Annotated in this window: 19 protein-coding genes and 1 riboswitch; of the genes, 13 read left to right on the plus strand and 6 right to left on the minus strand. The window is 30.5% G+C overall.

What is annotated here, in order from left to right; all coding sequences use genetic code 11:
• Positions 1-160 precede the first annotated feature (160 nt).
• The 4 genes from CC89_RS04235 to CC89_RS20375 all read left to right on the plus strand — a co-directional run bounded on the left by CC89_RS04235 (position 161) and on the right by CC89_RS20375 (position 3,876).
• On the plus strand, positions 161-1,060 hold the full coding sequence (locus CC89_RS04235) for a D-alanine--D-alanine ligase (protein WP_035289424.1): 900 nt from the start codon (positions 161-163) through the stop codon (positions 1,058-1,060).
• Between the two features lie 338 nt (positions 1,061-1,398).
• Positions 1,399-2,847 carry a MocR-like pyridoxine biosynthesis transcription factor PdxR gene (gene pdxR / locus CC89_RS04240; RefSeq protein WP_035289426.1) on the plus strand — a complete coding sequence of 483 codons (1,449 nt, stop codon included), beginning with the start codon at positions 1,399-1,401 and terminating at the stop codon, positions 2,845-2,847.
• Between the two features lie 459 nt (positions 2,848-3,306).
• On the plus strand, positions 3,307-3,546 hold the full coding sequence (locus CC89_RS04245) for a DUF4277 domain-containing protein (RefSeq protein ID WP_185750671.1): 240 nt from the start codon (positions 3,307-3,309) through the stop codon (positions 3,544-3,546).
• 144 nt (positions 3,547-3,690) lie between these two features.
• Complete coding sequence (locus CC89_RS20375) at positions 3,691-3,876, plus strand: hypothetical protein (RefSeq protein WP_185750672.1); 186 nt, start codon at positions 3,691-3,693, stop codon at positions 3,874-3,876.
• A gap of 681 nt (positions 3,877-4,557) precedes the next feature.
• On the opposite strand, the gene CC89_RS04250 is transcribed toward CC89_RS20375, so the two are convergent.
• Positions 4,558-5,844, minus strand: a complete 1,287-nt coding sequence (locus CC89_RS04250; protein ID WP_035289430.1) for an L-cysteine desulfidase family protein — start codon at positions 5,842-5,844, stop codon at positions 4,558-4,560.
• A gap of 225 nt (positions 5,845-6,069) precedes the next feature.
• Here CC89_RS04250 and CC89_RS04255 point away from each other — a divergent pair, with 225 nt between their 5' ends.
• From CC89_RS04255 to CC89_RS04265, 3 genes are all read left to right on the plus strand, one after another.
• Entirely contained in the window at positions 6,070-8,118 is a 2,049-nt protein-coding gene (locus tag CC89_RS04255) for a sigma 54-interacting transcriptional regulator (protein WP_035289432.1), read from the plus strand.
• A 250-nt stretch (positions 8,119-8,368) separates the two neighbouring features.
• A complete protein-coding gene (locus CC89_RS04260; RefSeq protein ID WP_035289435.1) occupies positions 8,369-9,097 on the plus strand; it encodes a gamma-glutamyl-gamma-aminobutyrate hydrolase family protein in 729 nt (242 codons plus the stop codon).
• A gap of 27 nt (positions 9,098-9,124) precedes the next feature.
• Entirely contained in the window at positions 9,125-10,417 is a 1,293-nt protein-coding gene (locus CC89_RS04265; protein ID WP_035289436.1) for an APC family permease, read from the plus strand.
• 200 nt (positions 10,418-10,617) lie between these two features.
• Here the strand turns inward: CC89_RS04265 and CC89_RS04270 are convergent, their stop codons facing one another.
• The gene (locus CC89_RS04270) at positions 10,618-10,806 is read right to left on the minus strand and encodes a ferredoxin (RefSeq protein ID WP_035289439.1); all 189 of its coding nucleotides are present in this window, start codon (positions 10,804-10,806) and stop codon (positions 10,618-10,620) included.
• A gap of 443 nt (positions 10,807-11,249) precedes the next feature.
• On the opposite strand from CC89_RS04270, the gene CC89_RS04275 reads away from it, so the two are divergent.
• Together CC89_RS04275 and CC89_RS04280 are read left to right on the plus strand one after the other, a co-directional pair.
• Complete coding sequence (locus CC89_RS04275; protein WP_035289441.1) at positions 11,250-12,932, plus strand: amylo-alpha-1,6-glucosidase; 1,683 nt, start codon at positions 11,250-11,252, stop codon at positions 12,930-12,932.
• Positions 12,933-12,970: 38 nt separating this feature from the next.
• Entirely contained in the window at positions 12,971-14,617 is a 1,647-nt protein-coding gene (locus CC89_RS04280) for an amidohydrolase (protein WP_035289443.1), read from the plus strand.
• A gap of 936 nt (positions 14,618-15,553) precedes the next feature.
• On the opposite strand, the gene CC89_RS04285 is transcribed toward CC89_RS04280, so the two are convergent.
• The gene (locus CC89_RS04285) at positions 15,554-16,453 is read right to left on the minus strand and encodes a hypothetical protein (protein WP_035289446.1); all 900 of its coding nucleotides are present in this window, start codon (positions 16,451-16,453) and stop codon (positions 15,554-15,556) included.
• Positions 16,454-16,848: 395 nt separating this feature from the next.
• On the opposite strand from CC89_RS04285, the gene cypC reads away from it, so the two are divergent.
• Entirely contained in the window at positions 16,849-18,111 is a 1,263-nt protein-coding gene (gene cypC, locus CC89_RS04290) for a CYP152 family fatty-acid peroxygenase CypC (protein WP_035289449.1), read from the plus strand.
• 282 nt (positions 18,112-18,393) lie between these two features.
• On the opposite strand, the gene thiE is transcribed toward cypC, so the two are convergent.
• The 3 genes from thiE to thiD all read right to left on the minus strand — a co-directional run bounded on the left by thiE (position 18,394) and on the right by thiD (position 20,752).
• Positions 18,394-19,023 (minus strand): thiamine phosphate synthase, encoded by a 630-nt coding sequence (gene thiE, locus CC89_RS04295; protein ID WP_035289452.1) that lies wholly within the window; start codon positions 19,021-19,023, stop codon positions 18,394-18,396.
• Between the two features lie 53 nt (positions 19,024-19,076).
• Positions 19,077-19,874: a hydroxyethylthiazole kinase gene (gene thiM / locus CC89_RS04300; protein WP_035289456.1), complete on the minus strand. Its 798-nt coding sequence runs from the start codon at positions 19,872-19,874 to the stop codon at positions 19,077-19,079.
• Positions 19,875-19,948: 74 nt separating this feature from the next.
• A complete protein-coding gene (thiD, locus tag CC89_RS04305; protein ID WP_035289458.1) occupies positions 19,949-20,752 on the minus strand; it encodes a bifunctional hydroxymethylpyrimidine kinase/phosphomethylpyrimidine kinase in 804 nt (267 codons plus the stop codon).
• 123 nt (positions 20,753-20,875) lie between these two features.
• Positions 20,876-20,977, minus strand: a riboswitch (TPP riboswitch).
• A gap of 153 nt (positions 20,978-21,130) precedes the next feature.
• On the opposite strand from thiD, the gene CC89_RS04310 reads away from it, so the two are divergent.
• From CC89_RS04310 to CC89_RS04320, 3 genes are all read left to right on the plus strand, one after another.
• A complete protein-coding gene (locus CC89_RS04310) occupies positions 21,131-22,858 on the plus strand; it encodes a methyl-accepting chemotaxis protein (protein WP_035289461.1) in 1,728 nt (575 codons plus the stop codon).
• A 115-nt stretch (positions 22,859-22,973) separates the two neighbouring features.
• Positions 22,974-24,374: a VanW family protein gene (locus tag CC89_RS04315; RefSeq protein WP_035289464.1), complete on the plus strand. Its 1,401-nt coding sequence runs from the start codon at positions 22,974-22,976 to the stop codon at positions 24,372-24,374.
• A gap of 258 nt (positions 24,375-24,632) precedes the next feature.
• Positions 24,633-25,928 (plus strand): ABC transporter substrate-binding protein, encoded by a 1,296-nt coding sequence (locus CC89_RS04320; protein ID WP_035289466.1) that lies wholly within the window; start codon positions 24,633-24,635, stop codon positions 25,926-25,928.
• Positions 25,929-26,459 lie beyond the last annotated feature (531 nt).

The raw sequence follows: 26,459 nt of genomic DNA on the forward strand, positions 1-26,459 counted from the left end.
AAATATTTTTACATATAAAAATATATGGTAATACCATACCACTACATGGGAAAAACAATAGTGTAGTGGTTCTTTTTTTACGTCAACTAAAAACATACAATGGTATAGAGAAGATTAAGATATAAATATATTAAAAAATTAACCTTGGAGGTAAATATATATGCAAATAGGAGTTATAATGGGAGGAGTATCTTCCGAAAGAGAGGTTTCAATGCTTTCTGGAGAAGCTATAATAGAAAATTTAGATAAGAATAAATACGAGGTGCTTCCTATTCCAGTAAATACTCAATATCAACTTATTGATATGGTAAAATGTTTGGATTTTGCTTTTATAGCATTGCATGGTCAATTTGGAGAGGATGGCACTATACAGGGAATATTAAAAAGCATGGGGGTTCCATTTACAGGCAGTGATGTTTTATCTAGTGCTCTTTGCATGGATAAGAATATAACTAAAGAGCTATTACACACTAAAAATATTAATACTCCCGATTGGGTTATGATTAGAAAAGGAAAAGCAATAAATTTTCATGAAATAGAAAGAATTTCATATCCTTTGGTGGTAAAACCTAATAATGGAGGTTCCAGTATAGGAATAAGTATAGTTAAAAATAGAGAAGAATTTGAAATAGCCATAGAAGAAGCATTTAAATATGATGATGAAGTTATGATAGAACAATATATAGAAGGGGAAGAAATAACTTGTTGTATGCTAGACGGAGAGTTACTTCCGGTGTTATCTATAAAGCCTAAGGAAGATATTTGGTTTGATTATAATTCAAAATATACAGAGCAAGGTGCTGAAGAAGTGGTGGCAGAACTTAACGAAAATATAATGAAGCAGTTAGAGATTATAAGTAAAAAGTGTTGGGGAATTTTTAAGTTAAAAGCCTACGGTAGAATAGATATGATGATAAAGCATAATAAAGTATATGTACTGGAAATAAATACTTTGCCAGGGATGACAAAAAATAGCCTATTTCCTAAAAGTGCATGGGCTGCAGGGATGAATTTTAGCCAGCTTTTAGATAAAATAATAGAATGTTCTTTAGAAGAATAATCAATATATTTAGGCACTTAAAATTAAGTTTGTATTTGAAAGGTCTTTTGTTATTTTTGTATTAGTTGCAAGATAAATCATAAAGAATTAAAATTAGAGATAAACTACAATGTAAATGAGTTTAGGCACATTCGGATAAATAATAAGTTAGTATGCTAGTATATTTTGCGTCATACTGCGTCAGCAGAACCCGCCGCTAGTATTAAGTATTACTAGCGACAGAACCTGCTTCATTGTCTGACACAAAATATACTAGTAGCTTTGACTTGTTATTTCTTTTCATGTACCTTATTTCTAATTTGATTTGAAAATATTTTAAAATAGCAAGAGGTGTTTAAATGCTTTTTAATATAAAATTTCACAAGGGAGAGCCTATATATATTCAACTTTATAAATATATTAAAGATATGATAGATAACGGCATGCTGCCATACTTAAGTAAGCTTCCTTCTACTAGAGAAATGGCAAGTATTATCAAAATAAGTAGAAGTACAGTTATGAATGTTTATGAAAAGCTAGAAGAGGAAGGGTTAGTTAATACATTAAAGGGTAAAGGAACCTTTGTAGCTAAGCTTAATATAAACAATAATAGGGAGTGGAGTATAAATTGGGAAAAAAATTTAAATAACTATGCTGTAGAAGCTGAAAATATGGATATAATGAAGCATGAAAAACTTTATAAAAAAGGAATGATATCTTTTAAAAGTATGGCTCCAGATGAAAATTATTTTGATATGGAAGAGGTAAAAAGGGCATTTGCAAATTTAATTTCTGTGGAAGGTAATAGAATTTTAAATTATGGATATGCAAGGGGATATAAACCTTTAATAGGGTTTTTAAAGGAATACATGAGCGATAAAGGGGTAAATTTAAAAAGCAAAGATATAATAATAACCAATGGTTTCACAGAAGGATTTAATATGGTTTTGTCATCCATTACAAAAAGAGGAGATAATATACTATGTGAAAATCCAACCCATAACACAGCAATTAAGATTATGAAGCTTCATGGGTTGAAATTAATAGGTGTACCTATGAATAAGGATGGAATGGATATTAAGGCTCTAGAGAAAATATTGAAGGATAATAAAGTAAAGCTTTCTTATTTAATACCATCTTATCATAATCCTACAGGAATAGTAATGTCATATAAAAGTAGAGAACAGGTTTATAATATTCTTAAAGAATATAATATACCTATAATAGAAGATGGTTTTAATGAAGAATTACAGCATTTGGGAGCTCACATAGCACCCATGTCCACTATAGCAGGGGAGGAAAATTCTGTAGTTTATATAGGAAGTTTTTCAAAAATATTATTTCCAGGTATTAGAATAGGATGGATTTGTGCAGATAGTAAACTTATAGATGCTATGGAAAGTGTTAAAAGGAGTAAAAACATCCATACCTCTGCCTTAGATCAAGGAGTTTTATACCAATATATGTTAAGTGGTGAGTTTTCAAGGTATTTAAAAAGAGTTAGAAATATATACAGAGAAAAATATGATTTAGCTAGAAATTTATCAGAAAAATATATACCTAATGAATACATATATGGAGATGGTGGACTGTATATATTTATAAAACTAAAAGACATAAATTCAAGAAAGCTTTTGGAAAAGTGTTGTAAAAGAGGTGTTATTTTTACTCCGGGAGATATATTTTATACAGACTCAGGAGGAAAGGATACCTTTAGGCTAGCCTTTTCTAGAACATCTCTGGAAGATATAGAAAAAGGCATAAAAATAATAGGGGAGGAAGCACAAAGAGAATATATTGTGAAGTAAGTGCCGTAAGAAAAATCTGTCTTTAAGTCCACAATAAATATATTTTCTTAGACTGTTCGCAGTACGCCAAAAAATTCTAATGTTTTCAAATTCCAATACCCTAAAGCTTTCAAACTCGCTTCTGACGGCGCTCAAACAATGAAAGCTTCTTAACGGGTATTGAAATTTGAAAACAAAGAATTTCTAAGGCTAGCTCAATAGTCTAAGAAAATATATTTATTGTTACCTTAAAGACAGATTTTTCAGTTCATGCGTACATTGCTTCTAGGGGAGATGGCCTACTAAAGGATGATTTTCCTCCGCTACGCTATGGAAAATCTTTAATTTATATCTCACATTTCGCAGGTTAAAATTACCTATTAAATAATTTCTAAAAATATATCTCTAAACAAGATTATTTGATATTATTAAATTTACAAAACTTAGTTTAGAGGAATCAAGATGAATATTAAAAATATAATGAATTCAATCGATGGACCTATTCCTTTAATTTTGAAATACTGTAGAAAATTAAAAATCGGTGAATATATAAACCGACAGGTTGCTTATGATGATAATAAACGAATTGTCTCACCAGGTACAGCTGTAGAAGCTTTAATTGCAAATATACTTACAAATCGGAAGGCTCTTTATAAAATTGATGAATTTTATGCTGAAAAGGATGTTGAAACAAATTTTAAAAGATTCCTATTTTATTGATGAAATATATTTAAAAACATCTAGTCGTATAGAGGCTTTAGGATATGTTTTTCTATTTGCACTTATGGTATATATACATTAATAGAAAGAGATGTTAGAAAATCTTTAAAAGAAAACAAAGAACCATTAATTATTCCAGGTAAAGTGAAAACCCATGCCCCTACGGGGAAAAACATTTTAGAGCTTTTAGAAAATATAATAGTTTCTATAATTACATTTGAAGATGGTTCTATACAACGTATTATTGGCAATAAACTCAATGGTAATATTCAAAGACTTCTTAAGTTATCAGGGTTTTGTGAAAATATATATACTCAGGATTATATTTAACATTAATTTATAATAATCAATTTATAGAAAAATGACCCATTTAAGGGCCTAGATAGATGCGAATTTTTTTGCATATGAGGGAAAATATTCTCAATTTTGTTACCTAAAGTACACATTAGATTTTAACGGTAATGAAAATTATGCGTTAGTTATAAAATCAAATAAAATAATTTATTGGTATTTTATACATGCGAAATATAAGTTATATAAATCCTAATCATGCCTACGTATTTAAGGTGGCTAGCACCAATAAAAGATTTTTAAAGCGCTAAAGAGAAAAGCTAAAACTATTTTATTTAATGAAATAATTTTAACTTTTTCATTTTACTTTTTTATCTAAACTAAATATTTTCCATAACGTAGTGGAGGAAAATCATCCTTTAGTTAGCTGTATTCCCCCATAGATAGCTTATGCATGAACCGAAAAATCACACTTTAAGGGAGTAAAAAAATTGGAATTGGGGACTATGGAACTAGCTTTAGAACTTCTTATGTTTGCAGATTTCAATTCCCGTTAAGAAACCTTCTTGTTTGAGGGACGCAAGGAGCGAGTTAAGGTTTTAGGGAATTGAAATCTGCAAACATGTAGAAGTTCTTAGCGTATTGTGATTAGTCCCAAATTACAATTATTTCACGGACTTAAAGTGTGATTTTTCTTACGGCACTTGTTTCACAATATTCTTATTTGCAGATCATTATGTCTAGGATAAGTTTATCTGTTTCGCTCATGCCTTTAGCACCTATTTCAGCTATATTTTTAATAGTTTTTTCTATGTCTTTGTCTATAATTCCGTCTTTTTCTGATATTTCTATGCCTTCCATAGCTAATAGTGAAGATTGGATAGCAGCACTTACACCGGTGGAAACTTTTAGAGCACAACCAGTTTTAGCACCATCACATATCATACCAGCTATGTTTCCAGCCATGTTTTTAATGGAATAAATTACATTTTGTAAGTTTCCACCCATAAGATAAGTTATTCCGCAACTAGCTCCAGAAGAAGCAACTACGCAACCACATAGAGCAGAAAGTCTTCCTAGATAAGATTTAATGTGTATAGCTACTAAGTTAGCTAAAACTAAAGCTCTAGCTAGTTTTTCTTCGCTTACATTTAATTTCTCGGCAACAGCTACTACAGGCATCATAACTGTAATACCTTGGTTTCCACTACCGGAATTACTCATAACAGGAAGCATGCATCCTGCCATTCTAGCATCAGAAGCAGCTGCAGTTACAGCCATGGCGTAATTTTGTAAATCATTGCTTAATATTCCTGCATTTACTTTATTTAATAAAGTTTTCCCTACTTTAAGACCATAATCATTTTTTAATCCATCTAAAGAGATAGCTTTATTCATTTTTGCTCCTTCTAATATAAACTTTATGTCTTCAAAATCTGTAGCAAGGGCAAAATTATATATTTCATCCACCGTAGTATGTTCATATGAATTTGTGTCTTCAGCAGCAGTGCTACTTTCTGCATCTTCATTTTTATAGATATATTTACCATCCGCGTTTATAGATACTATATTTGAATGTTTATCTTTTATTACAACTGTTGCATTATGATCACCGTTAGAAACAGTAACTTCTACGTATAATTTTTCAGGCACATTTTTTGCAGTTACATATACTCTACCTTGTTCAAGGAATTTCTTTGATTTTTCTATGTCTTCCTTAGTTATATCTTTTAGTACCTCAAGTACAGCTTCAGAGTTTCCGCCTATAGCTCCTAGAGCGGCTGCTATATCTAATCCCACCATTCCAGTGCCAGGTATTCCAACACCCATGCCATTTTTTAATATATTAGGACTTACAAAAACTTTTATTTTTTCAGGATAAAGATTAAGTTCCTTACAAGCTCTACTTGATGCTAATGCTACTGCTATTGGTTCAGTACATCCTAAAGCTGGAACCACTTCATTTTTTAATAATCCTATAAAATACTCTTTATCATTAATTTTCATTTATAATTCATCCCTTCCTAAAAATCTTGTAATACAATCATATATGTTTAATAAAGCAAAATGTATGCCAAAATAAATTTATATTAAATTTTATTAATGAATAATTTTGAAAAGATATAATCTTTTGTTTTATTTTAGATAATGAGATAAAATATAATAATAAATATATATTGCTATGTTTTATTAAATAACGTCATTATAAAAGTAATTAAGGAGAGATGGAGTATGCAATCCATAGGTATAGTTACTGATAGTAATTCTAGAGTGGCAAGGTTTTTAAAGGACAATTTAAAGGAAGTATTAGGAGATTTTGTTCATATAAATAATTACTATATAAGAGAGCTTAAACAGGAGCAGATTATTAGAGATCAAGTAGTGCTATTCATGATTAAAGAAAGAGCATTAAGCATAAAAAAGTTTATAAGTAGTAAAAGTAAAATTTTGATTATAAGAAGAACTATACTAGAAAATGAAGTTTATAAGTTATTTTCTATTCCTGATGACAATAACGTTTTGGTTGTTAATGATAATGACGAAACTACGTTGGAAACTTTATCTTTGTTTTATGAATTGGGAATAAATCATCTTAATTTAATTCCATATGAGGAAGGAAAAATCTATGATAATGTAAATGTAGCAGTTACACCAAGTGAATCATGGAGGGTACCTTCCTATATAAATAAAATAATTGATTTAGGCGATAGGTATATTGATGTATCCACTTTTTTTCAAATAATAAGTGCATTATCTTTGCACAATGATGAAATAGGAAGAAATTTAATTAAGTACTCTGAAAAAATAGTTAGTTTAGATGGGGGAATAAGAGATAATTACAAGGAGCTTTTTATAAAAAATATTGAATTAGATATTGTAATAAATCTTTCTAAAAATGGAATAGCACTTACCAATACTAAGGGGGTCATAACAGTATGTAACAAGAGTTTTGAAGATATGTTTGCTCTAAAGGAACATGTAGAAGGTAAGTTAGTTGAAAACGTATTTAAAGGTGAGTTAGAAAAAATAATAATCGAAGAAGAGATATTTGATGAAGTTTTTGTTTATAAAAATAGATATATAAATGCTAACAAGAGAATTATACATTATCTAGGAGTGGAGATGGGAACTTACTATAATCTGCAGGAAATTACGTATATAAAGCAATTAGAGCAGAATTTAAGTCAAAAGATAAGAGAGAAGGGACAGGTAGCTAGATATACGTTTAATGATATACAAACTAAGTCAAAGATTATGAATGAATGTGTAGATTTGGCAAAAAAGATTTCTAAATCTGATTTGACAGTACTTATAATGGGAGAAAGTGGTACCGGAAAAGAGTTGATGTCGCAATCTATACATAATAATTCTGCAAGGGCTAAACAGCCATTTGTAGCAGTTAACTGTGCTGCCATGCCTGAAAATTTATTGGAAAGTGAATTGTTCGGATATGAAAGAGGAGCTTTCACAGGAGCACTAAAGGAAGGAAAAAAGGGACTTTTTGAGCAAGCTAATAATGGCACTATATTTTTAGATGAAATAGGAGATATGCCAGTGCTTCTTCAGACAAAGCTTTTAAGAGTTTTGCAAGAGAGACAGGTTATGAGGATAGGAGCTCAAAAGGTAATAGATATAAATGTAAGGGTAATAGCTGCTACTAATAGAAACTTACTTCAAATGATAAAAGAAGGAAAGTTCAGAGAAGATTTATACTACAGACTGAATGTTTTACCTATAAATATACCATCTTTGAGAGAAAGAAAGGAAGATATATTAGAATTATTAAAATATTTTATGGATAAGGATTTAAATATAACAAATGAAGCAAAGCAAGCTATATGTAAGTATGATTGGCCAGGTAATATACGAGAACTTCAAAATGCAGCTTCATACATATCCTTAATGTGCAAAGATGAAGTTACTGTTTATAATTTACCTTTTAATATTATTAATGATGAAAAAAAAGAAAAGAATAAATTAAATTACCAAGAAATGAATGAAATTTGCAGTGAAGAGGTTTATATATTAAAAAGTAAATGTGATTTTGAAAAAACTTTAGAAGTACTTAATATACTGAATGCATTTAGTATACGTGGAGAATCCTTGGGGAGAAATAAGCTTTTAATAATATTGAGAGAAAAAAATATAGAAACTAAAGAAGGAGAAGTAAGAAAAATATTAAATGTTCTAAGTTCTTTAGAATTTATAATATCTAAAGTTGGTCGTGGAGGAAGTACTATAACAGAAAAAGGGAAAGAATTTTTAAAAACAGGAAAATAAATAGGGGATTTAATAGGAAAAATAGGTTAATAGGTTAAACATATGTTATGTTTAACCTATTTTTTTGTTTTAATATATTTATAATTTTTTAAATACTAAATTTTCTAAATAAATATTTTGTAAATGTTTAAACTAATAAAATCAATGATTAGAAAGAATTTGTTAAAAAACTTTGTTAATGCAATAACAAATTGGCATGAGGCTTGCTTATAATATTTGCATAAATAAAACATTTAGGAGGCTTAGATTAATGGACAAGAAACCAGTGATAGGTATATCAGGAAGCGTAATTGTAGACGATGGAGGAATGTTTCCTGGATACGAGAGAGCATATGTAAATGACGATTACATTAAAGCAGTAACTTTGGCTGGAGGTATACCTGTTATGTTACCTATGGTATACGAAGAAGAAATAATAAGAAAACAGCTAGAAGCAGTAGATGGGCTTGTAATGTCAGGAGGTCATGATGTAAATCCGCTATTATATGGTGAGGAGCCTAGTCAAAAACTAGGAGGAATACTTCCAAAGAGAGATGTATTTGATTGTACGCTAATAAAAATTGCTATGGAAATGAAAAAGCCTATTTTGGGTATTTGTAGAGGACATCAAATTATAAATGTAGTTAATGGCGGAAATCTTTACCAAGATTTATCTTTTATAGATGGATGCTATATTAAACACAATCAAGGATCATTATCTAATGTACCTACACACACAGTAAAAGTAGAAAAAAACACTAAGCTAAATGTAATATTAGGAGATGAAGTGATAACTAACAGCTTTCACCATTTAGCAGTAAAAGATGTTGCACCAGGGTTTAAAGCAGTAGCAATGGCGAAGGATGGAGTTATAGAGGCTATTGAAAAAGAAGGAGAACACTTTGTAATGGGAATACAGTGGCATCCTGAAATGATGGCTAAAGAAAATGAAAAAATGTTAGGTGTATTTAAAAAATTAGTTCAAGAAAGTGCAAAGTAATAACATAAGGAGAGGGAGGAAAAGAGTATGTCAAGCAAAAACAAATTAGGTTTTTGGAGTATAGTACTACTAGGAATAAACGCTATAATAGGTTCAGGAATATTTTTATTACCAAACCAAGCAGCAAAATTAATAGGACCTGCAAGTTTAGGTGTAATAGTATTCGATATGCTTTTAGTTATAAGTATAGCAATGTGCTTTGCAGAAGTTGGCGGAATGTTTAAGAAAAACGGTGGACCATATGTTTATGCAAAAGAAGCATTTGGTGACTTTGTAGGTTTCGAAGTCGGATTTATGAAATGGGCTATAAGTATAATTGCATGGGCGGCTATGGCAGTGGCATTTGCTACAGCTTTAGGAAAGGTTTGGCCAGCAGCATCAGTAGGAGCTACTAAAAATATTATAGTTGTAGCAATATTAGTAGGATTAGGAATTATAAATATATTAGGAGTAAGCATTTCAAAAACATTAAATAACGTAATTACAGTAGGAAAATTAGTTCCACTTGTAATGTTTGTGGCTATAGGAATATTCTTTATAAAGGGAGGAAATTTCACTCCAATGTTGCCAAATGGTCAATATACACCAGGTTCTTTTGGTGCAGCAGCACTTTTAATATTCTATGCATTCACAGGATTTGAATCTATAGCAGTAGCAGCAGAAGATATGGAAAATCCAGAAAAGAACGTTCCAAAGGCAATTATAACAGTTATGATAATAGTGTCAGCATTTTATTTATTAATTCAAGCAGTATCTATAGGGGTACTTGGAACTAAACTTGCAGAAACTGCAACACCGGTAGCAGATGCAGCAGCAATATTTTTAGGACCTATAGGAGGAGCGATAGTTACAGCAGGTACATTAGTTTCTATAGGTGGAATAAATATAGCAGCTTCATTTATCACTCCAAGAAGTGGTGTGGCTTTAGCAGAAGATGGACTTCTTCCAAAAGCAATTGCTAAACAAAGTAAAAAAGGAACACCTTATGTAGCTATAATAATAACAGTGGCATTAGCAATTCCAATAGCTTTATCAGGAAGCTTTACAAAACTTGCAGCAATAAGTGTTGTTTCAAGATTTGCTCAATATGTTCCAACATGTTTAGCAGTAATAGTTCTAAGAAAAAAGAGACCAGAATTACAAAGTTCATTTAGAGTTCCATTTGGACCAGTTATTCCAATGATAGCTATAGTAGTTAGCGGATGGCTTTTAGTACAATCTTCTATGGAAAAAATACTATGGGGTCTTGGAGGATTAGTGGTAGGAGTTCCAATATATTTCTTAATGAGGAAATATAACAAAGAATCTGAAAATAAATAATATTATTAACCCACAATAAGGTATAATGTGATGGAATTATGAAGCAAGTCATTCCAGAGAAATTTCATAATTCAGGTAATATAATGCTTTTGTGGGATAATCATAATATAAATTAAAATAAAAAACTTGAAGATTAAAATAAAAACCCTTTGTGTTTATAGCATCAAGGGTTTTTATTTTGAAGTAAAATGAAAATTAAATTATTGAACTGTGATTGCATTTACAGGACATTCAGATTCTGCGTCTTGTGCGGAATCTGCTAAGTTTTCTGATACATCAGGCTGGTATGCTACAGCTTTTCCGTCATCATCCATTTGAAATACTTCTGGACATATTTCTGGGCATAAACCACAACCAATGCAGGTATCTTTATCTACTTTAGCCTTCATTAATAAAACCTCCATGTATGTATAATAGTTTTATAAATCTCCAATCCCTAGTTTACAATCCCCAACAAATATTTTAGTTAGAACTAAATTAGGTTCTATATATTAGAATAAATATAGGGGTTTAGGATTTATTACTATAACTTGGTACTTAAATAAAACCTAAAGCCTAGATTAAAACTAAGTATCAATTAAAAAAATAGTATATAAATTATATAACCGTAAAATTATGGTACAAGAATTTTTATTAATAATAAATATGATTAACCCACAATAAGGTACAATGCAGAGAAATTTCATAATTCAAGTAATGTAATACTTTTTGTGGGATAATCGTAAATATATATTTGTTATTATTAATAAAAATAGTATAATCAATAGTAAGAATTTTTATACATATGGTAAAATATAAAGCAAATATAATTATAAATATGGGGGGAAGAATAATGAAGTTAAACGTTTTCCAAGTTCCTTTTAGTAGATATGGTTCTTATATTGTCATTTCACCTTTAGAATATGGTGAAATAAAGAAGGGACTTTACATAAGAAATATTAGAGGTGGAGATGATGATTTAGGAGAAGTATTTAGAATAGAAACTGTATATAATGAGAATATTATTCCTTATAAAATAGAATGCAGTGAAACGCTTATGCAGTTAAATTCTGAAGAAGGATTTGTAAAAATTTGTATGCCGAATTCCAATACTGTTAGGATTCATTCAGAAGGAATAGTACTTAGATTAATTATGAAAAAAAGAGCTTATGATGACATAATAAAAGCTGAAAAAGAAGCATATGAAGTTAATTGTTCATCTAAAAAAATAAGGTTTATGATAAATCCTATTATAGGTGAGGTAAAAGTAAGAAGAGAATTAGAAGAATATCCAGAAGAGATAGTTATAGATTTATTACCACATAAAGGTGTTATGGACTTTTCTATAGAAGATTACCACACTGTATGGAAAGAAAAAAAGGATTTGAGTGATTTTAATCATTGTTTAAAAGCAGTGGAAGAAGATTATAATAGTTGGCTGGAAAATACATTGAATGTACCAGAAAGATATAGTGTGGGTAAAAGCTTAGCTTCTTATATAACTTGGTCTTGTGTAGTAAACCCTGAAGGGTTTTTAAAAAGACCTGCCATGTATATGTCTAAAAATTGGATGACCAATATATGGAGTTGGGATCACTGTTTTAATGCGATGGCTTTAGTTAAGAACAACCCTGAGTTAGCTTGGGATCAGTTTATGGCATTTATAGATGTACAGGATGAAAGTGGTACGTTTCCTGATTTTATTAATGATAGGTTTGCATTATGGAATTATTGTAAGCCTCCTATTCATGGATGGACATTAAAATGGATGATGGATAGATGTGATTTTATAACTGAAGAAAAAATTAAGGAAGTGTACGAACCTTTATGTAAGTGGACAGATTGGTGGCTTAAATATAGAGATTATGATAAGGATGGAGTACCTCAATATAACCATGGAAATGATTCGGGATGGGATAATGCTACAATTTTTAAGGAAAGTATGGCTGTGGAAAGTCCGGATTTATGTGCATTTTTAATAATTCAAATGGATGTTTTAGAAAAGATAGCAAATAAACTTGGAAAAAAGGAAGAGGCATGTGAGTGGAGAATAAGAGGGGAAGAACTTTTAAATAAAATGATTAAGCATTTTTGGAGAAAAGATAGATTTGTGGCAGTAGACAGTTACACTCATGAAGATATAGAGTCAGATAGTTTAATATTATATGTCCCCTTAATTTTAGGTAAAAGATTAAATAAAGATATAAGAAATAAATTATTAGAAAAAATCAAAAAAGAAGGTGATTTTTTAACAGAGTTTGGCCTTGCTACAGAAAAAATAAATAGTGAATACTATATTGAAGATGGATACTGGAGGGGACCTATATGGGCACCTTCAACTATGATTTTAGTATATGCCTTAAATGAATGTGGTGAATATGAATTAGCTAAAAAGGTGGCTGAAAGATTTTGTAGTATGGCAAACAAAAATGGAATGGCAGAAAATTTTAATGCATTAACTGGGGAAGGATTAAGGGATACAGCATTTACTTGGACATCTAGTGTATTTTTAGTACTATGTAATGAATATATATAATAAAACTTTAAAATATTATATTAAAATGGAGGATTTGCATGGATTTAATATTGTTTAATGGTAAAGTGGTTACCATGGATGAAGAAAACATAAGATGTGAAGCTGTGGCCATAAGGGGAGATAAGATATATGCAGTAGGAGATAATGAAGATATTCTTAGTTTAAAAAATGATACTACAAAGTTAGTAGATTTAAAAGGTAAATTGGTTCTTCCGGGTTTTACGGATAGTCATATGCATCTATTGGGATATGCCAGCAGTTTACAAAAGGTAGATTTAAGAGAGGCACATTCTATAGAAGAGGTGATAGAAAAAACAAGAAAGTTTATAAGAGAGAGAAATATTCCTAAAGGTCATTGGGTACTGGGCACTAATTGGAATCACGAAAATTTCAAAGAAAAAAGATTTTTAGATAGGAATGATTTAGATAAAATATCTAAGGAACATCCTATAAGTTTAATAAGAGCTTGTTATCATGTTTACTCAGTAAATAGTAAGGCCTTAGAAGTGTTAGGAATAAAATATGACAATATACCTAAAGTGCAAGGTGGTAAGGTGGAAGTAGATGGTCAAGGAAATCCAACAGGGGTACTTACAGAAAATGCAGTTTGGCTTGCAGATAATGCTGTAAATGAACCAGATTTAGAGGAACTTAAGGACATGATAGAAGAGGCAGCAGAAAAAGCCTCAGAGCAAGGAATAACTACAGTTTTTTCCGATGACTTTGCATATCTTCCAAGCAGAAATTATAAAAAAATAATTAAGGCTTATAGAGAACTTATAGATGAAGATAGACTAAAAGTAAGAATAAATCAGCAGTGCAGACTTTCTGATATGGATATATTGGAAGATTTTTTAAATGAAGGATGGCATAAGGAAAAGGGAGACAAGAATTTTAAATTAGGTCCTTTAAAATTAATATGCGATGGATCTTTAGGCGCAAGAACTGCGTATTTATCTTATTCCTATAAAGATAAACCATCTACCTTTGGAATGATTGCTTATAGTCAAGACGAACTAGATGAATTAATAATAACTGCTCATAAAGAGGGAATGCAGGTATCTACTCACTGTATTGGAGATAAAGCTATGTATATGGTTTTCGATAGCATTGAAAAAGCACAGAAACTATACCCTAGAAAGAATGCCAGGCATACTATAATCCATGCACAAATAACAGACGAAGTTTTGATTAATAAGTTTAAAGAATTAGATGTTATAGCCAATGTACAACCTATATTTTTAAATTATGATCTTCATGTGGTGGAGGAAAGGATCGGAAAGGATAAGGCAAAATATACTTACAATTGGAAAACTATGGTAGATAATGATATACATTTAACATTTGGTTCAGATTGCCCTATAGAAGCTTTTGATGTACTTCCTAATATATATTCTGCGGTTACAAGAAAAGATTTAAATGGATATCCAAAAGGAGGATGGCTTCCAGAACAAAAGTTATCTGTTTATGAAGCTGTATACGGATTTACTATGGGAGGATCTTATGCTTCTTTCGAGGAAAATGTTAAAGGTTCTATAACTCCAGGTAAATTTGCAGATATAGTTGTTTTGGAAGAAGATATTTTTAATGTAGAAGAAGAGCATATTAAAGATGTGAAAGTTGAAGCTACAATTTTAGGTGGAAAAACAGTGTATACTAGAGAAAAATTATATATTGTGAAGTAATACATTGAAGAAAAATCTGATTTTAATTCCGTAATAAATGTGTAATTTGGGACTGTTCACAATACGCCAAGAACTTCTAAATGTCTTACAGTTAAAACCCCTAAAGCTTTCAAACTCACTCGTTCCTCGTTCAAACATGAAATCTTCTTAACGGGTCTTTAACTGTGAGACATAAGAAGTTCTAAGGCTAGTTCAATAGTCCCCAATTACACATTTATTATTACATTAAAATCAGATTTTTAGTTTAATAGGAAAAAGCTATAACTGTTTCATTAAATGGAGTAGTTATAGCTTTTCTTTAAGGGCTTAAAAATTTTTTATTGGCGATAGCCAGCCTAAATACGTAGGCATGATTAGGATTTATATAAAAATATATAACTTTAATTGTTAGATAAATAAGAACTTGTAGATAAGTAATAAGTAATAAGTAATAGATAAGAAGTAATACCTATTACCTGGTCTAAATTACAAATTCTGATTTGTACAAACAACTGCCTTACGGCAAAATGAATTGAATTTTAGTTATTATTTTAATAGGTACCATATAACTTTTCGAAAGGCTGCGCCTAAAAAATATTATGAGCGCCTTTCTATTTATAAATTAAAGATTTTCCATAGCGAAGCGGAGGAAAATCATCCTTTAGTCAGCTGTGTTCCTCCTCTGATAGCCTATGCATGAACTGAAAAATCTGTCTTTAAGGTAACAATAAATATATTTTCTTAGACTATTGAGCTAGCCTTAGAAATTCTTTGTTTTCAAATTTCAATACCCGTTAAGAAGCTTTCATGTTTGGGCGCCGCCAGAAGCGAGTTTGAAAGCTTTAAGGTATTGAAATTTGAAAACATTAGAATTTCTTGGCGTATTGCGAGTAGTCTAAGAAAATATATTTATTGTGGACTTAAAGACAGATTTTTCTTCAATGTATTGTGTCACAATTATCTTATGTTTAACCGTAGACCTTCTACATACAATACTCTTTTAGAAAATATTCCGTGAACTACGGCGATATTGGAGCCTTCATCTATAAATAATGGACCATCTACAAAAAATGTTATTTCCCTTTCTCTTTCATAATCAGTAATATAGACTTTATGATATATAGAGCTGCTAGACTTACCATGATGTTCAGTTATGCCTGTACATATTCCGCTTAATGAAGTTTGCAGTCCTAAAAATCCTTCTAGCCAGGATAATAAATCAGGTAAAAGTAAAACTACGAATATAAATGAAATTAATTGGACTTTAGTTATATAAATAGCATATAGTAAGGCCAAATCATATAGTAGCCTAAAGGGACCTTTCCATCTGTTTTTAAAAGGAACATTTACATGAGGAGTGAACCAAGGCTTAAATCTCCATAGAATACTGCTTTCTTTGGATTCTTTTTTAGGGGATTCCCAGGCTTTTTTCCATTGAAGTTGCCTACTGTTTAAACCTAGCATTAATATATTTTTAGTTAACATAAATATTCCTAAAAATATTATTTCCATTACTATAGAGGATAATATTATATCCCTATTTTTTACTACAAAAGAAGCTATTAAAATATATGTTATAAAAAACACATTAATAAAATATAAAGGTTTTATTTTATTATTAATCTTTTCTTGAATATCCCTGTTAGCGTTAAGGTTTTTACTAGAAATAATAACTACAGATAAAAATAACAGTGACATAAAGCTAAAACTATTGATGGCACTTATCTTTAATACTTCAAACATTTCCATATTAATTCCCTTGATATTTAAATAAAAAACTATATTACAAACAATGTTTGTAATCAGTAGCCATACATAGAAAATTCTTATGCTCTCTAAATTTCTTTTTTCACTCATGTCTATAACCAGCTTTCTTTATTATAGTTAAATGATATTATCTTAATTTAAATTATAACACGGCAAACTTAATATAATAGTTATTTTTTAGTGATACAAAGTTTTATTACATATGTTATAGTTTTTGAGTTGCAAAAGACAGTACAATTTTAGTTTATGGATACCTAAAATTGTAACTATGTCTAAAAGAATATTGCATGCTAATGCACTATAATATATATTTATATAATTTAAATGTAGTTGATAATGGGGAGTTATTTAAGTGAAAAATTTTGCTGTACCACATTATGAATAATTTTAGAATATAGTGGGAAATGTAGAACATGAAAGAAATAGTGATACTTAAATAGAGTAGGCTAATTTCATAATCAAAATAAAAAGGGGAAGATAAGTTTATGTTAACTAAGGAACATGTAGCAAAGGATAAAAGCTTAGACAGTTCCCTCCATTTGCTGAAGGAGGGATATTTATTTATAGAAAACAGAGTTGATAAGTATCATTCTAACTTGTTTGAAACTCACTTATTGGGGGAAAAAGTAATCTGCATGACTGGAGAGGAAGCAACAAAGCTGTTTTATGATCAGGAACGGTTTCAACGAAAGGGTGCAGCATCTAAACGGGTACAAAAAACATTGTTTGGACAGAATGCAATCCAGACTATGGATGGAGAGGCACATGCTCATCGAAAGCAGCTTTTTATGTCACTGATAAATCCATTACATAAGAAAAAATTATTTGAACTTGTAATGGAGAAATGGGAAGATTCAATTGAGAAATGGAGAGTTAGCAGGAAAGTTGTACTTTTTGATGAAGCAAATGAAATTTTATGTCAGGCAGCATGCCAGTGGTCAGGAGTTCCACTGTATGAATCAGAAATAAAGAAGCGAGCAGAAGACTTTAGTTCAATGGTTGATGCTTTTGGGGCAGTTGGGCCACGATACTGGAAAGGAAAAATGGCAAGATTCAGAACAGAAGAGTGGATAAGGGGTGTCGTGGAAGATGTTCGTTTTGGTAGACTGGAGGCTGAAGAAGGTTCAGCACTATATGCTATGGCTTTTTATAGGGAGCTTGATGGTAGTCAGATGGATATTCAAATGGCTGCCATAGAACTTATTAACGTATTGCGACCGATTGTTGCTATTTCAACTTTTATTACCTTTGCAGCTTTAGCTCTATATGATTATCCAGAATGTAAAGAGAAGCTGCTTTCAGGTGACAGCAGCTATCTTGAAATGTTTGTGCAGGAAGTCCGCCGTTACTACCCTTTTGCTCCTCTTCTTAGTGCAAGGGTGCGAAAAGATTTTATATTGAATGAATACCAATTTAAAATAGGAACACTGGTGTTACTTGATATGTATGGTACGAACCACGATCCACAGATATGGAAAAGACCTTATGAATTTTATCCAGAACGATTTAAAGAATGGAAAGGAAGTTTATTTGATTTCATTCCTCAAGGCGGAGGTGACCCTGAAAAAACACACCGTTGTCCAGGTGAGGACGTTACTGTAGAAATTATGAAAATAAGTTTGGATTTTATTATTAATAGGATTGAATTTGACGTACCAGAGCAGAATTTAAGCTATAGTTTAGGAAGAATGCCTACATTACCTGAAAGTGGGTTTATCATGAGTAATATTAAACGAAAATTAAGATAAAGAAAGAGCTAATTAGGGCTTATCTTCTATTGAAGAAGTAATTAAACCGAAAAATCTGTCTTTAAGGTAACAATAAATATATTTTTTTAGACTATTGAGCTAACCTTACAAATTCTTTGTTTTGAAATTTCAATACCCATTAAGAAGCTTTCATCGTTTCAGCGCCGTAAGAAGCGAGTTTTAAAGTTTTAGGGTATTGAAGGCTGAAAACATTAGAATTTGTTGGAGTATTGCGAGTAGTCTAAGAAAATATATTTATTGTGGACTTAAAGACAGATTTTTTTATTGCACTTGCTTCACAATATTCTTAAGTTCTTCAGTGGATTTTTTTATATCATTGCTTCCAAGAATGCAAGATATTACAGAAAGACCACTTACACCAGTTTCCATAACTGACTTTGCATTAGAGTGATTTACTCCACCTATGGCTACAGAAGGAATATGAATTTTTGAAGTTATTTCTTTCAGTCCATTTAAGCCTATAGGTATATCTATATCTTTTTTAGTATTGGTGGAAAACACAGCACCGAGGCCTAAATAATTTGCCCCTTTGTTTTGAGCTTCCAAAGCTTCATTTACATTGCCACAGGATATACCTATTATGATGTCTTCTCCCAATATTTTTCTTGCATATTCTATAGGCATATCGTCTTGACCTAAATGAACCCCCTCAGCTTTTATTGCCTGGGCTATATCTATTCTGTCATTAATTATAAGAGGTACATTATAATATTTAGTTATGTCATGAATTTCATTGGCTATATTAAAAAATTCTCTAGTAGTTGCTTCTTTTTCTCTAATTTGTATTATACTTGCTCCTCCTTTTATGGATTCCTCTACAGCTTTTTTTAAAGGTGTATTCTTTAAAAATCTTCTATCCGTAACCAAATAAATTTTGTAGTCTATACTCAATTTTAATACCCCCTGTTGTAAAATTTTTGTTTTAAATTTAATTTCTAAGCTTACTATAGTAAGTTTATATCTAGGTTATCTTTAAATTCTTGTTCAGTTAAGCCATAAATGTAATCTATTAACTTGACTTTAAAGGAAGCAGGGAACTTTGTTTCATGAAATGCCTTTTCTCCTGCTATATTCATCCAAGCTACAGCAGCACATACCGCATTGAACTTATCCTTTTCAGCACCACAAGCCCCTGCGCATAAAGCACCTAGCATGCAGCCAGCTCCAGTAATTTTAGTGAATAGCTGGACACCATTTTTTATTAATGCAGTTTGAATACCGTCGGATATTACATCCATTTGGCCAGTAGCGGCAATTACGCAATTATATTTTTTAGCTAAAGTTTTACAAGCTTCTATTAATCCCTCACCATCATCTATAGAATCTACACCTCTAGTTTTAGAGGATAATCCAGATAAAAATTTTATTTCTCCTGCATTACCTTTAATAACGTCTATTCTACCTAATTCTATTAGTTTATTAATAACATCTAATTTTCGTGGAATAGCACCACAGGCTACAGGGTCTAATACCACAGGTATATTATTGTTTTTTGCTGAAGTTGCAGCCATAATCATGGCTATTTCTTGTTCTTTTGGTAGACTTCCTAAGTTTAAGTATAGACAAGATGAAATTTTAGAAAAGTCATAGCTTTCATCGTAGGCTTCTACCATGGCAGGAGAAGCACCAAAAGCAAGTAATATATTAGCACAATCATTTATAGTTACATAATTTGTTATAGCATGTACTAATGGAGTGGTATTTCTAACCTTTGATATAACGTTAAATAAATGGTTTTTCATTTTTGTATTCCCCTTTCGTTAGATGGTAGTGTGAAATTTTTTACACTACCTTTTTAAAAAAGCTAAGTAGTTTTTTATTCATAACGTACGCCAGCTGCTTTGTAAAGTTCAACAAAATGTCCTAAAGGACCTACACCATGACCAATGGAAAAGGAATTTTCTATAGCTTTTGTAATATAATTTTTAGATTTTATTACAGACTCTTGGATACTTAAACCCTTTGCTAAATGAGATGCTATAGCAGAAGATAAAGTGCAACCTGTACCATGAGTATTGTTAGTTTGGATTCTTTTTCCCGGTATTTTTATGAAGTTTTCTCCTGTATATAAAATATCGTTTGCATCATTACATCTGTGACCACCTTTTACAAGCACCCACTTAGCACCCATTTCTGAGATTTTTAAGGCTGCTTTTTTCATATGTTCTTCATTTTCTATTTTAAAACCAGCTAGAGTTTCCGCTTCTGGAATATTTGGAGTTACCATATGAGCTATAGAAATTAATTTTTTTAGCTCATTTATTGCATCGGGTTTAAGTAGAAAATATCCACTTTTTGATATCATAACAGGATCTACAACTATATTTTTAGTTTGATATTCTATCAGTAGTTCTGTTATGGTTTTTATAATTTCACTGTTGGAAACCATGCCAATTTTCACTGCATCCACTTCAATATCATCAAATATACATTTTATCTGAGAATGTACTATATTATTATTTATTTCTTGTATGTCAAATACATCTTTAGTATTTTGACAAGTTACAGCGGTGATTACGCTCATGCCATAAACGCCTAAAGCACTCATAGTTTTTAAATCTGCTTGAATACCTGCTCCACCGCAACTATCAGAGCCTGCAATAGTTAAAACTTTTTTCATTTGAAATCCTCCTAATTTGCAAAAAATAAAAGTTGTACCATAGCGGTACAACTTTAAAGTGAATAATTTCTAAATTATAAAATAAAAAACTGCTTAAAGAAAAGCAGCACATAAGGTAACTTTAGAAGTTATGTACCTACTTACCTCCGCCAGTATTATCTGGAATCAGGTTCAAAGGGTTAGAGCAATAGCTCTTCTCAGCTTTAGGCACCCCCGTAGTAATATTAAGTTAGTGTTCAACAATAATTATATCAAATGAATATAATATTTCAATACTGGTTACATAACAAAAAGTTTTTATTTATAGTGTAAATGTTATATAATATATATAGTAAAAACTATGTAAATATGTAAGAGCGTGCATTTGGGGGGATAATTATGAGGAACGTTTCTTTAAAAAGAAAAATAATGAGAAGTTTTCTTTTAGTGGCACTATTAGTCTTAGTACCCATATGTGTTATGACTATTAATATTGGGACTAAGGCCTCTGGGAAAGTATTGAGCCAAGTAGTAGAAAAAGCAAGTGTTACTGGAAAAAGTATAATAGATGAAGTTTATCCAGGCGAATGGTCTTTAGATAATGAGGAACTATGTAAAGGGGATAAAAAAATTAGTAACAGTGATATTGTATCAAAAATAAAAAAGGACTTAGGATTTGACATGATATTTTTATCTAGGGATAAGATAATATCTAGCAGTATTGATAGCAAGGATAGTTCTATTAAGCATATAGATGAAAAGGGTAAGCTAAATGAGCAGGTTTTTCAACAAGGTAGCAACGTAAATACTAGATTAAGAATTAGTGATGAAAAATATTTATCTCATATAGAGCCTATAAAGGATCAACAAGGGAAAATTATAGGTGCTTGGGCTATAGCCATAAAAGAGACATCCATAGTACAATATTTTAAAAGTACAGGCATCATAGAAATGGTAGGCATAATTAATGGTTTGTGTCTCCTTTCCTTAATACTGGTAATATATATAGCTTATAGACTATCAAGCTATTTAACATGTAATATAAATGAGGCTTCAAAATTTGCTAAAAAAATGGCTAGTGGAGACTTGACTTATAAGGTTGATGGTTTGAAAGAGAAAATAAGGAATACTAACGGAAATAAAGATGAAGTTGTAGAACTTATAGAGTCTTTAAATATAGCAGGAGATAGCCTAAGGAGATTGATATTAAATATAAAAAGTAGTGCTGAAAATTTAACTAAGGTATCTGGTAATGTGGGAGTCTCTATTGAGGAAATAAATGTGGGATTTCAAGAAATAGTAAGCGGAGTTAATGAAATGGCAGTAAGTACGGAAAATAATGCTAGTGCAGCAGAAGAAACAGCAGCAAGTGTTCAAGAAATAGCTAATAATTCACAGAAAATAGCTATAGATACAGAAAGTGTAACTAAAGATGGAAAAAATGCGTTAAGATTAGCAGAACAGGGTGTTGAAAAGGTAAAGGATGTAGTTGAATCAATGAATAATATAAAAAATACTACAAATGAAGCATGTAAAACTATGGAGGAATTACAGGAGTATTCTGAAAAGATAAATGAAATGGTGCTTATTATAAATTCCATAGCAGAACAAACAAATTTATTAGCTTTGAATGCGGCTATAGAAGCTGCACGTGCTGGGGAACATGGGAAAGGTTTTGCGGTTGTAGCAGATGAAGTAAGAAAATTAGCAGAAGAAAGTAAAAGTGCATCTGGTGATATAATATCATTTGTTAAAAATATTCAAGAAAAAACTAAAAATGCATCAGAAGCTATGGAAAAAGAATTAAAGTTAGTAGAATTAGGAGTTGAAAAATCTTATTTAACTAGTGAAGAATTTAATAATATATATGATACTATGAAGAATATGAGTAAAAATATTGAAAATATAGCTAACTCTATAGAACAACAAACTCAAATTTCTATAGATATGGCCAAGGTTGTAGATAAATTTTCTTGCAATACTCAAGAAACAGCTGCTAATTCTCAAATAATAAATTCAATAGTGGAGCAGAAGGTGGATTCCATAGAAAATGTAAGAAGTACTGCAGATGATTTAAATACTATGTCAAAAAGTTTAAAAGGGGAGATTAAAAAATTTAAGCTTTAGATGAAATCCCAAGATAGTAAGTGTTGTTTTTAATATATTTGTAACTTTTTATATTAGCTAAATGTTATTATTATAATGAAAGAAAAATAAGCCATTTTGGGAAAGGAAAAGGAGTATGAGTAGAAGTAAAAGGAGTGAAAAAAACAATAAACCCCATAAATCAAAAGTATTATTATTAGTAGTATCATTTTTTATAATTATAGTTGTGGCTGGAGCGCTAGGAGTAAGACATCATATATATTCAGTTTGTGAAAAGTATGATAATGTTATCTATCCAGGTGTATCAATAGAAAATATAGATGTTTCTGGAAAAACAAAGGAGCAAGCTATAACTTTAATTAATGAAAAATATGGAGATAAGGTTTTAAAGAAGAATATACTAATAAAGGCTCCTAATAAGGAATATAAAATTAGCTATTCACAATTAAATGCTAAATACAATATTTCAGAAACTGTGGATGAAGCTTTTAAGTATGCTAGAAATATGGGGATTTTACAAAAGTATAAATTAATAAAAAATCCTAAAAATCAAAAACACATGTTGAAATTTAAGTATGATGGAAAATATATAGATGTATTGCTTAATGAGATGAAAAAAGAAATAAATAAGGAAGCTAAAGATGCAACTATAAGAAAAGTTGGAGATTTAAGTTTTGATGTTACTGAAAGTGTAGATGGTAAAGTTTTAAACGAGGATAAGTTGAAGAAGAATATTAATAGCAGTATAAATGGAAAAGTAGATGATAAGGACTCAATTATTACACCTGAAATTAAAACAGTAGCTGCAAAGGTTCAATCAAAAAGTTTGAAAAGTATAAATTCTAGAATATCTTATTTTACTACAAAATTTAATACTTCTGCTTCTAATGAAAATAGAAATTATAATATTAAATTATCTGCCAAAGCTATAAATGGAAGAATTATAATGCCAGGAGAATCTTTTAGTTTTAACGAGGTAGTAGGAGAGAGAAGTGCAGCTAGAGGATATAAGGATGCACCGGTAATAGTAGGAAACAAGGTAGAAAGTGGTTTAGGTGGAGGGGTATGTCAAGTATCAAGTACACTATATAATGCGGTTTTAAGAGCTAATATGCGTTCTATACAAAGGACGCCTCATACTTTACCTTCTAGCTATGTACCTAAGGGATTAGATGCGACAGTAAGTTATGGAAGTTTAGATTATAAGTTTAAAAATACTTTGAATTATCCCGTATACCTAGAGAGCTATGCAGAGGGAAATACATTAGTTTGTAGTATATATTCAAATTTAAGTCTTAACCAAGTTAAATATGATTTTGTCAGTGAAGTTTATGAAACTATACCTTCAAGTACAAATTATGTAAATGACTCTACACTTCCAAAGGGAACTGAGGTTATAGAAACAACAGCTAAAAATGGATATAGAGTAAATGTCTATAAAGTAACCTATAAAAATGGACAACAAGTTTCAAAAGATCTATTATATAAAGATTACTATAAACCAGTAAATGGAGTAGTTAAAAGAGGTATAAAATAAAGCCCAATATTGGGCTTTATTTTATGTTTTCATATGATAAAAATATGTTCAAGGTCATCAAACTAGTAGAGTGTGCCATAGACATTCATAATAAATAAAGGTCCTTTTATAGATTTTATCAATTAGACAAAATTCCATAAATTTATTAATATTTAATTAATAAACATTCGAAAATGAGTAGGAAAGTTTACAAAAAGGTGAGAATAAGTGGAAAAATAGTCGAAAAAAGTTTTTGAAATAAGGAAGGAGCTGATATTTATGAAAAAATTTAAGAAGATATTTGCTTTATTTTTGCTAGTGGCAGTGGCATTTGGAACTTTAGCTGGATGTGGAAACAAAAAAACATCACAAAGCGGCGCTAAAGGTAAAAAGGAGCATATAACAGTCTGGCTACCACCTATAGGTGAAAATGATAAGCCAGTTTGGGAGCCAATTTTAAAGGAATTTGAAGAAAAAAATAACTGTGAGATTAGCTTAGAAATAATCCCATGGGAGACATATCCAGAAAAGTATGCTACGGCTATAGCAGCAGGAAAAGGACCAGATGTAGGTTATATGTATGCAGAAATGTTTCCTCAATTTATAAGTATGGGAGCGGTAGAAGATTTAACTAAAAAATTATCTAAAGAAGATTATGAAAAGTACATATATATTAATGATGCAAAAGAAATGGGAGGAATTTATGGTCTTCCTATAGAAGCCGCAAATCCAGCAGTACTTTACTACAATAAGGACATACTTGATAAAATAGGTGAAAAACCTCCAGTAACTTGGGAAGATTTTAGAAGAATAGCTAAAAAGGCAACTAAGGACACTAACGGAGATGGAAAAATAGATCAATGGGGATTTGCTCAAGGTTGGGGAGCTAAATTTTTTGGTGATTTAAACTGGAATTGGTACGGATTTTTATGGCAAGCAGGCGGTGAACTTTATAATGACGATTTAAAGACTGTAAAGTTTAACAATGAAGCTGGTGTACAAACAGCTCAATTTTTACATGACCTTAAATTTGTAGATAAAGTTATACCAGAAAATGCAATATCTCAAACAAATAAGGAAATGCTTCAAACAACTTTTGGAACTGGAAATGCTGCATTTTGCATATATTTATCTTCAGCATCTTCAGAAATACTAGATAAATCTTTCCCAAATCTTAAATATGGATTCATTACATCATTGCAAAATAAAGACAAGGGAACTTTTGCATCTGTTGACCAATTAACACTTATGTCATCAGCTAAAAATAAGGATCTATCCTTTAAATTAATGAAGCACATGTTAAGTGCAGAATCTATGACTAAATTCCATAAATATCATCCAAGAGCACCAATAACAAAGGATGAACCATATCAGGGTGATCCAAAATTAAAAGAGATGATAGAGAAAGATAAAGGTGTATATAGACCTCTTAAGGTTGCTCCACACGGTGTAGAAGTGTATGAATACTTATGGAAACAACTTCAAAAAATGATGAATGGTCAAGCAGCACCAAAAGAAGCGTTAGACGAAGCTGCAAGATATGCTAATGACTTACTAAAAAAAGACGCTAAATAAACTGAAAAGAGGGTTGTATATATTAGTATGTGTATACGCCCCCTTTTCTTTTGTAATTCATATAGATAAGCAAAATAATAATATGATTAACCCACAATAAGGTACAATGTGGTGGAATTATGAAATTTATCCTCCATTACTTGCATAAGAGCTGGGAACAATAAATTTAAACAGTTCCTTTGCTTCTTATGCAAGTAATTCCAGAGAAATTTCATAATTCAGGTAATATAATGCTTTTTGTGGGATAATCATAATATAATTTCATAAATTCATAGAAATTTTTAATGACTAATTTTTGACATATATAAATTATTAGTAATAATTCCCAGAAACGATGTAAGTACTTTGAAAGTAACTAGAGAATTTTAACATCTGGTGTTTAGTAACTGAGTGGCAAAGAATTAAAAAATCTTAGTATTACTACTAAATTATTTGAAAATTGGACACTGAAGATTAGAAATTGAAATTAAGGAATTAGGTACATGAAAAGAAATAACAAGTCAAATATACTAGTATACTGACTTATTATTT

Origin of the sequence: Clostridium sp. KNHs214, assembly GCF_000744935.1 — a bacterium.
Classification (GTDB): domain Bacteria; phylum Bacillota; class Clostridia; order Clostridiales; family Clostridiaceae; genus Haloimpatiens.

What these genes read in the sequence shown, in the direction of transcription:
- CC89_RS04235 (WP_035289424.1), top strand. Translation starts at nt 161, where the DNA reads ATGCAAATAGGAGTTATAATGGGAGGAGTATCTTCCGAAAGAGAGGTT.
- pdxR (WP_035289426.1), top strand. Translation starts at nt 1,399, where the DNA reads ATGCTTTTTAATATAAAATTTCACAAGGGAGAGCCTATATATATTCAA.
- CC89_RS04245 (WP_185750671.1), top strand. Translation starts at nt 3,307, where the DNA reads ATGAATTCAATCGATGGACCTATTCCTTTAATTTTGAAATACTGTAGA.
- CC89_RS04250 (WP_035289430.1), bottom strand. Translation starts at nt 5,844, where the DNA reads ATGAAAATTAATGATAAAGAGTATTTTATAGGATTATTAAAAAATGAA.
- CC89_RS04255 (WP_035289432.1), top strand. Translation starts at nt 6,070, where the DNA reads ATGCAATCCATAGGTATAGTTACTGATAGTAATTCTAGAGTGGCAAGG.
- CC89_RS04260 (WP_035289435.1), top strand. Translation starts at nt 8,369, where the DNA reads ATGGACAAGAAACCAGTGATAGGTATATCAGGAAGCGTAATTGTAGAC.
- CC89_RS04265 (WP_035289436.1), top strand. Translation starts at nt 9,125, where the DNA reads ATGTCAAGCAAAAACAAATTAGGTTTTTGGAGTATAGTACTACTAGGA.
- CC89_RS04270 (WP_035289439.1), bottom strand. Translation starts at nt 10,806, where the DNA reads ATGAAGGCTAAAGTAGATAAAGATACCTGCATTGGTTGTGGTTTATGC.
- CC89_RS04275 (WP_035289441.1), top strand. Translation starts at nt 11,250, where the DNA reads ATGAAGTTAAACGTTTTCCAAGTTCCTTTTAGTAGATATGGTTCTTAT.
- CC89_RS04280 (WP_035289443.1), top strand. Translation starts at nt 12,971, where the DNA reads ATGGATTTAATATTGTTTAATGGTAAAGTGGTTACCATGGATGAAGAA.
- CC89_RS04285 (WP_035289446.1), bottom strand. Translation starts at nt 16,453, where the DNA reads ATGAGTGAAAAAAGAAATTTAGAGAGCATAAGAATTTTCTATGTATGG.
- cypC (WP_035289449.1), top strand. Translation starts at nt 16,849, where the DNA reads ATGTTAACTAAGGAACATGTAGCAAAGGATAAAAGCTTAGACAGTTCC.
- thiM (WP_035289456.1), bottom strand. Translation starts at nt 19,874, where the DNA reads ATGAAAAACCATTTATTTAACGTTATATCAAAGGTTAGAAATACCACT.
- thiD (WP_035289458.1), bottom strand. Translation starts at nt 20,752, where the DNA reads ATGAAAAAAGTTTTAACTATTGCAGGCTCTGATAGTTGCGGTGGAGCA.
- CC89_RS04310 (WP_035289461.1), top strand. Translation starts at nt 21,131, where the DNA reads ATGAGGAACGTTTCTTTAAAAAGAAAAATAATGAGAAGTTTTCTTTTA.
- CC89_RS04315 (WP_035289464.1), top strand. Translation starts at nt 22,974, where the DNA reads ATGAGTAGAAGTAAAAGGAGTGAAAAAAACAATAAACCCCATAAATCA.
- CC89_RS04320 (WP_035289466.1), top strand. Translation starts at nt 24,633, where the DNA reads ATGAAAAAATTTAAGAAGATATTTGCTTTATTTTTGCTAGTGGCAGTG.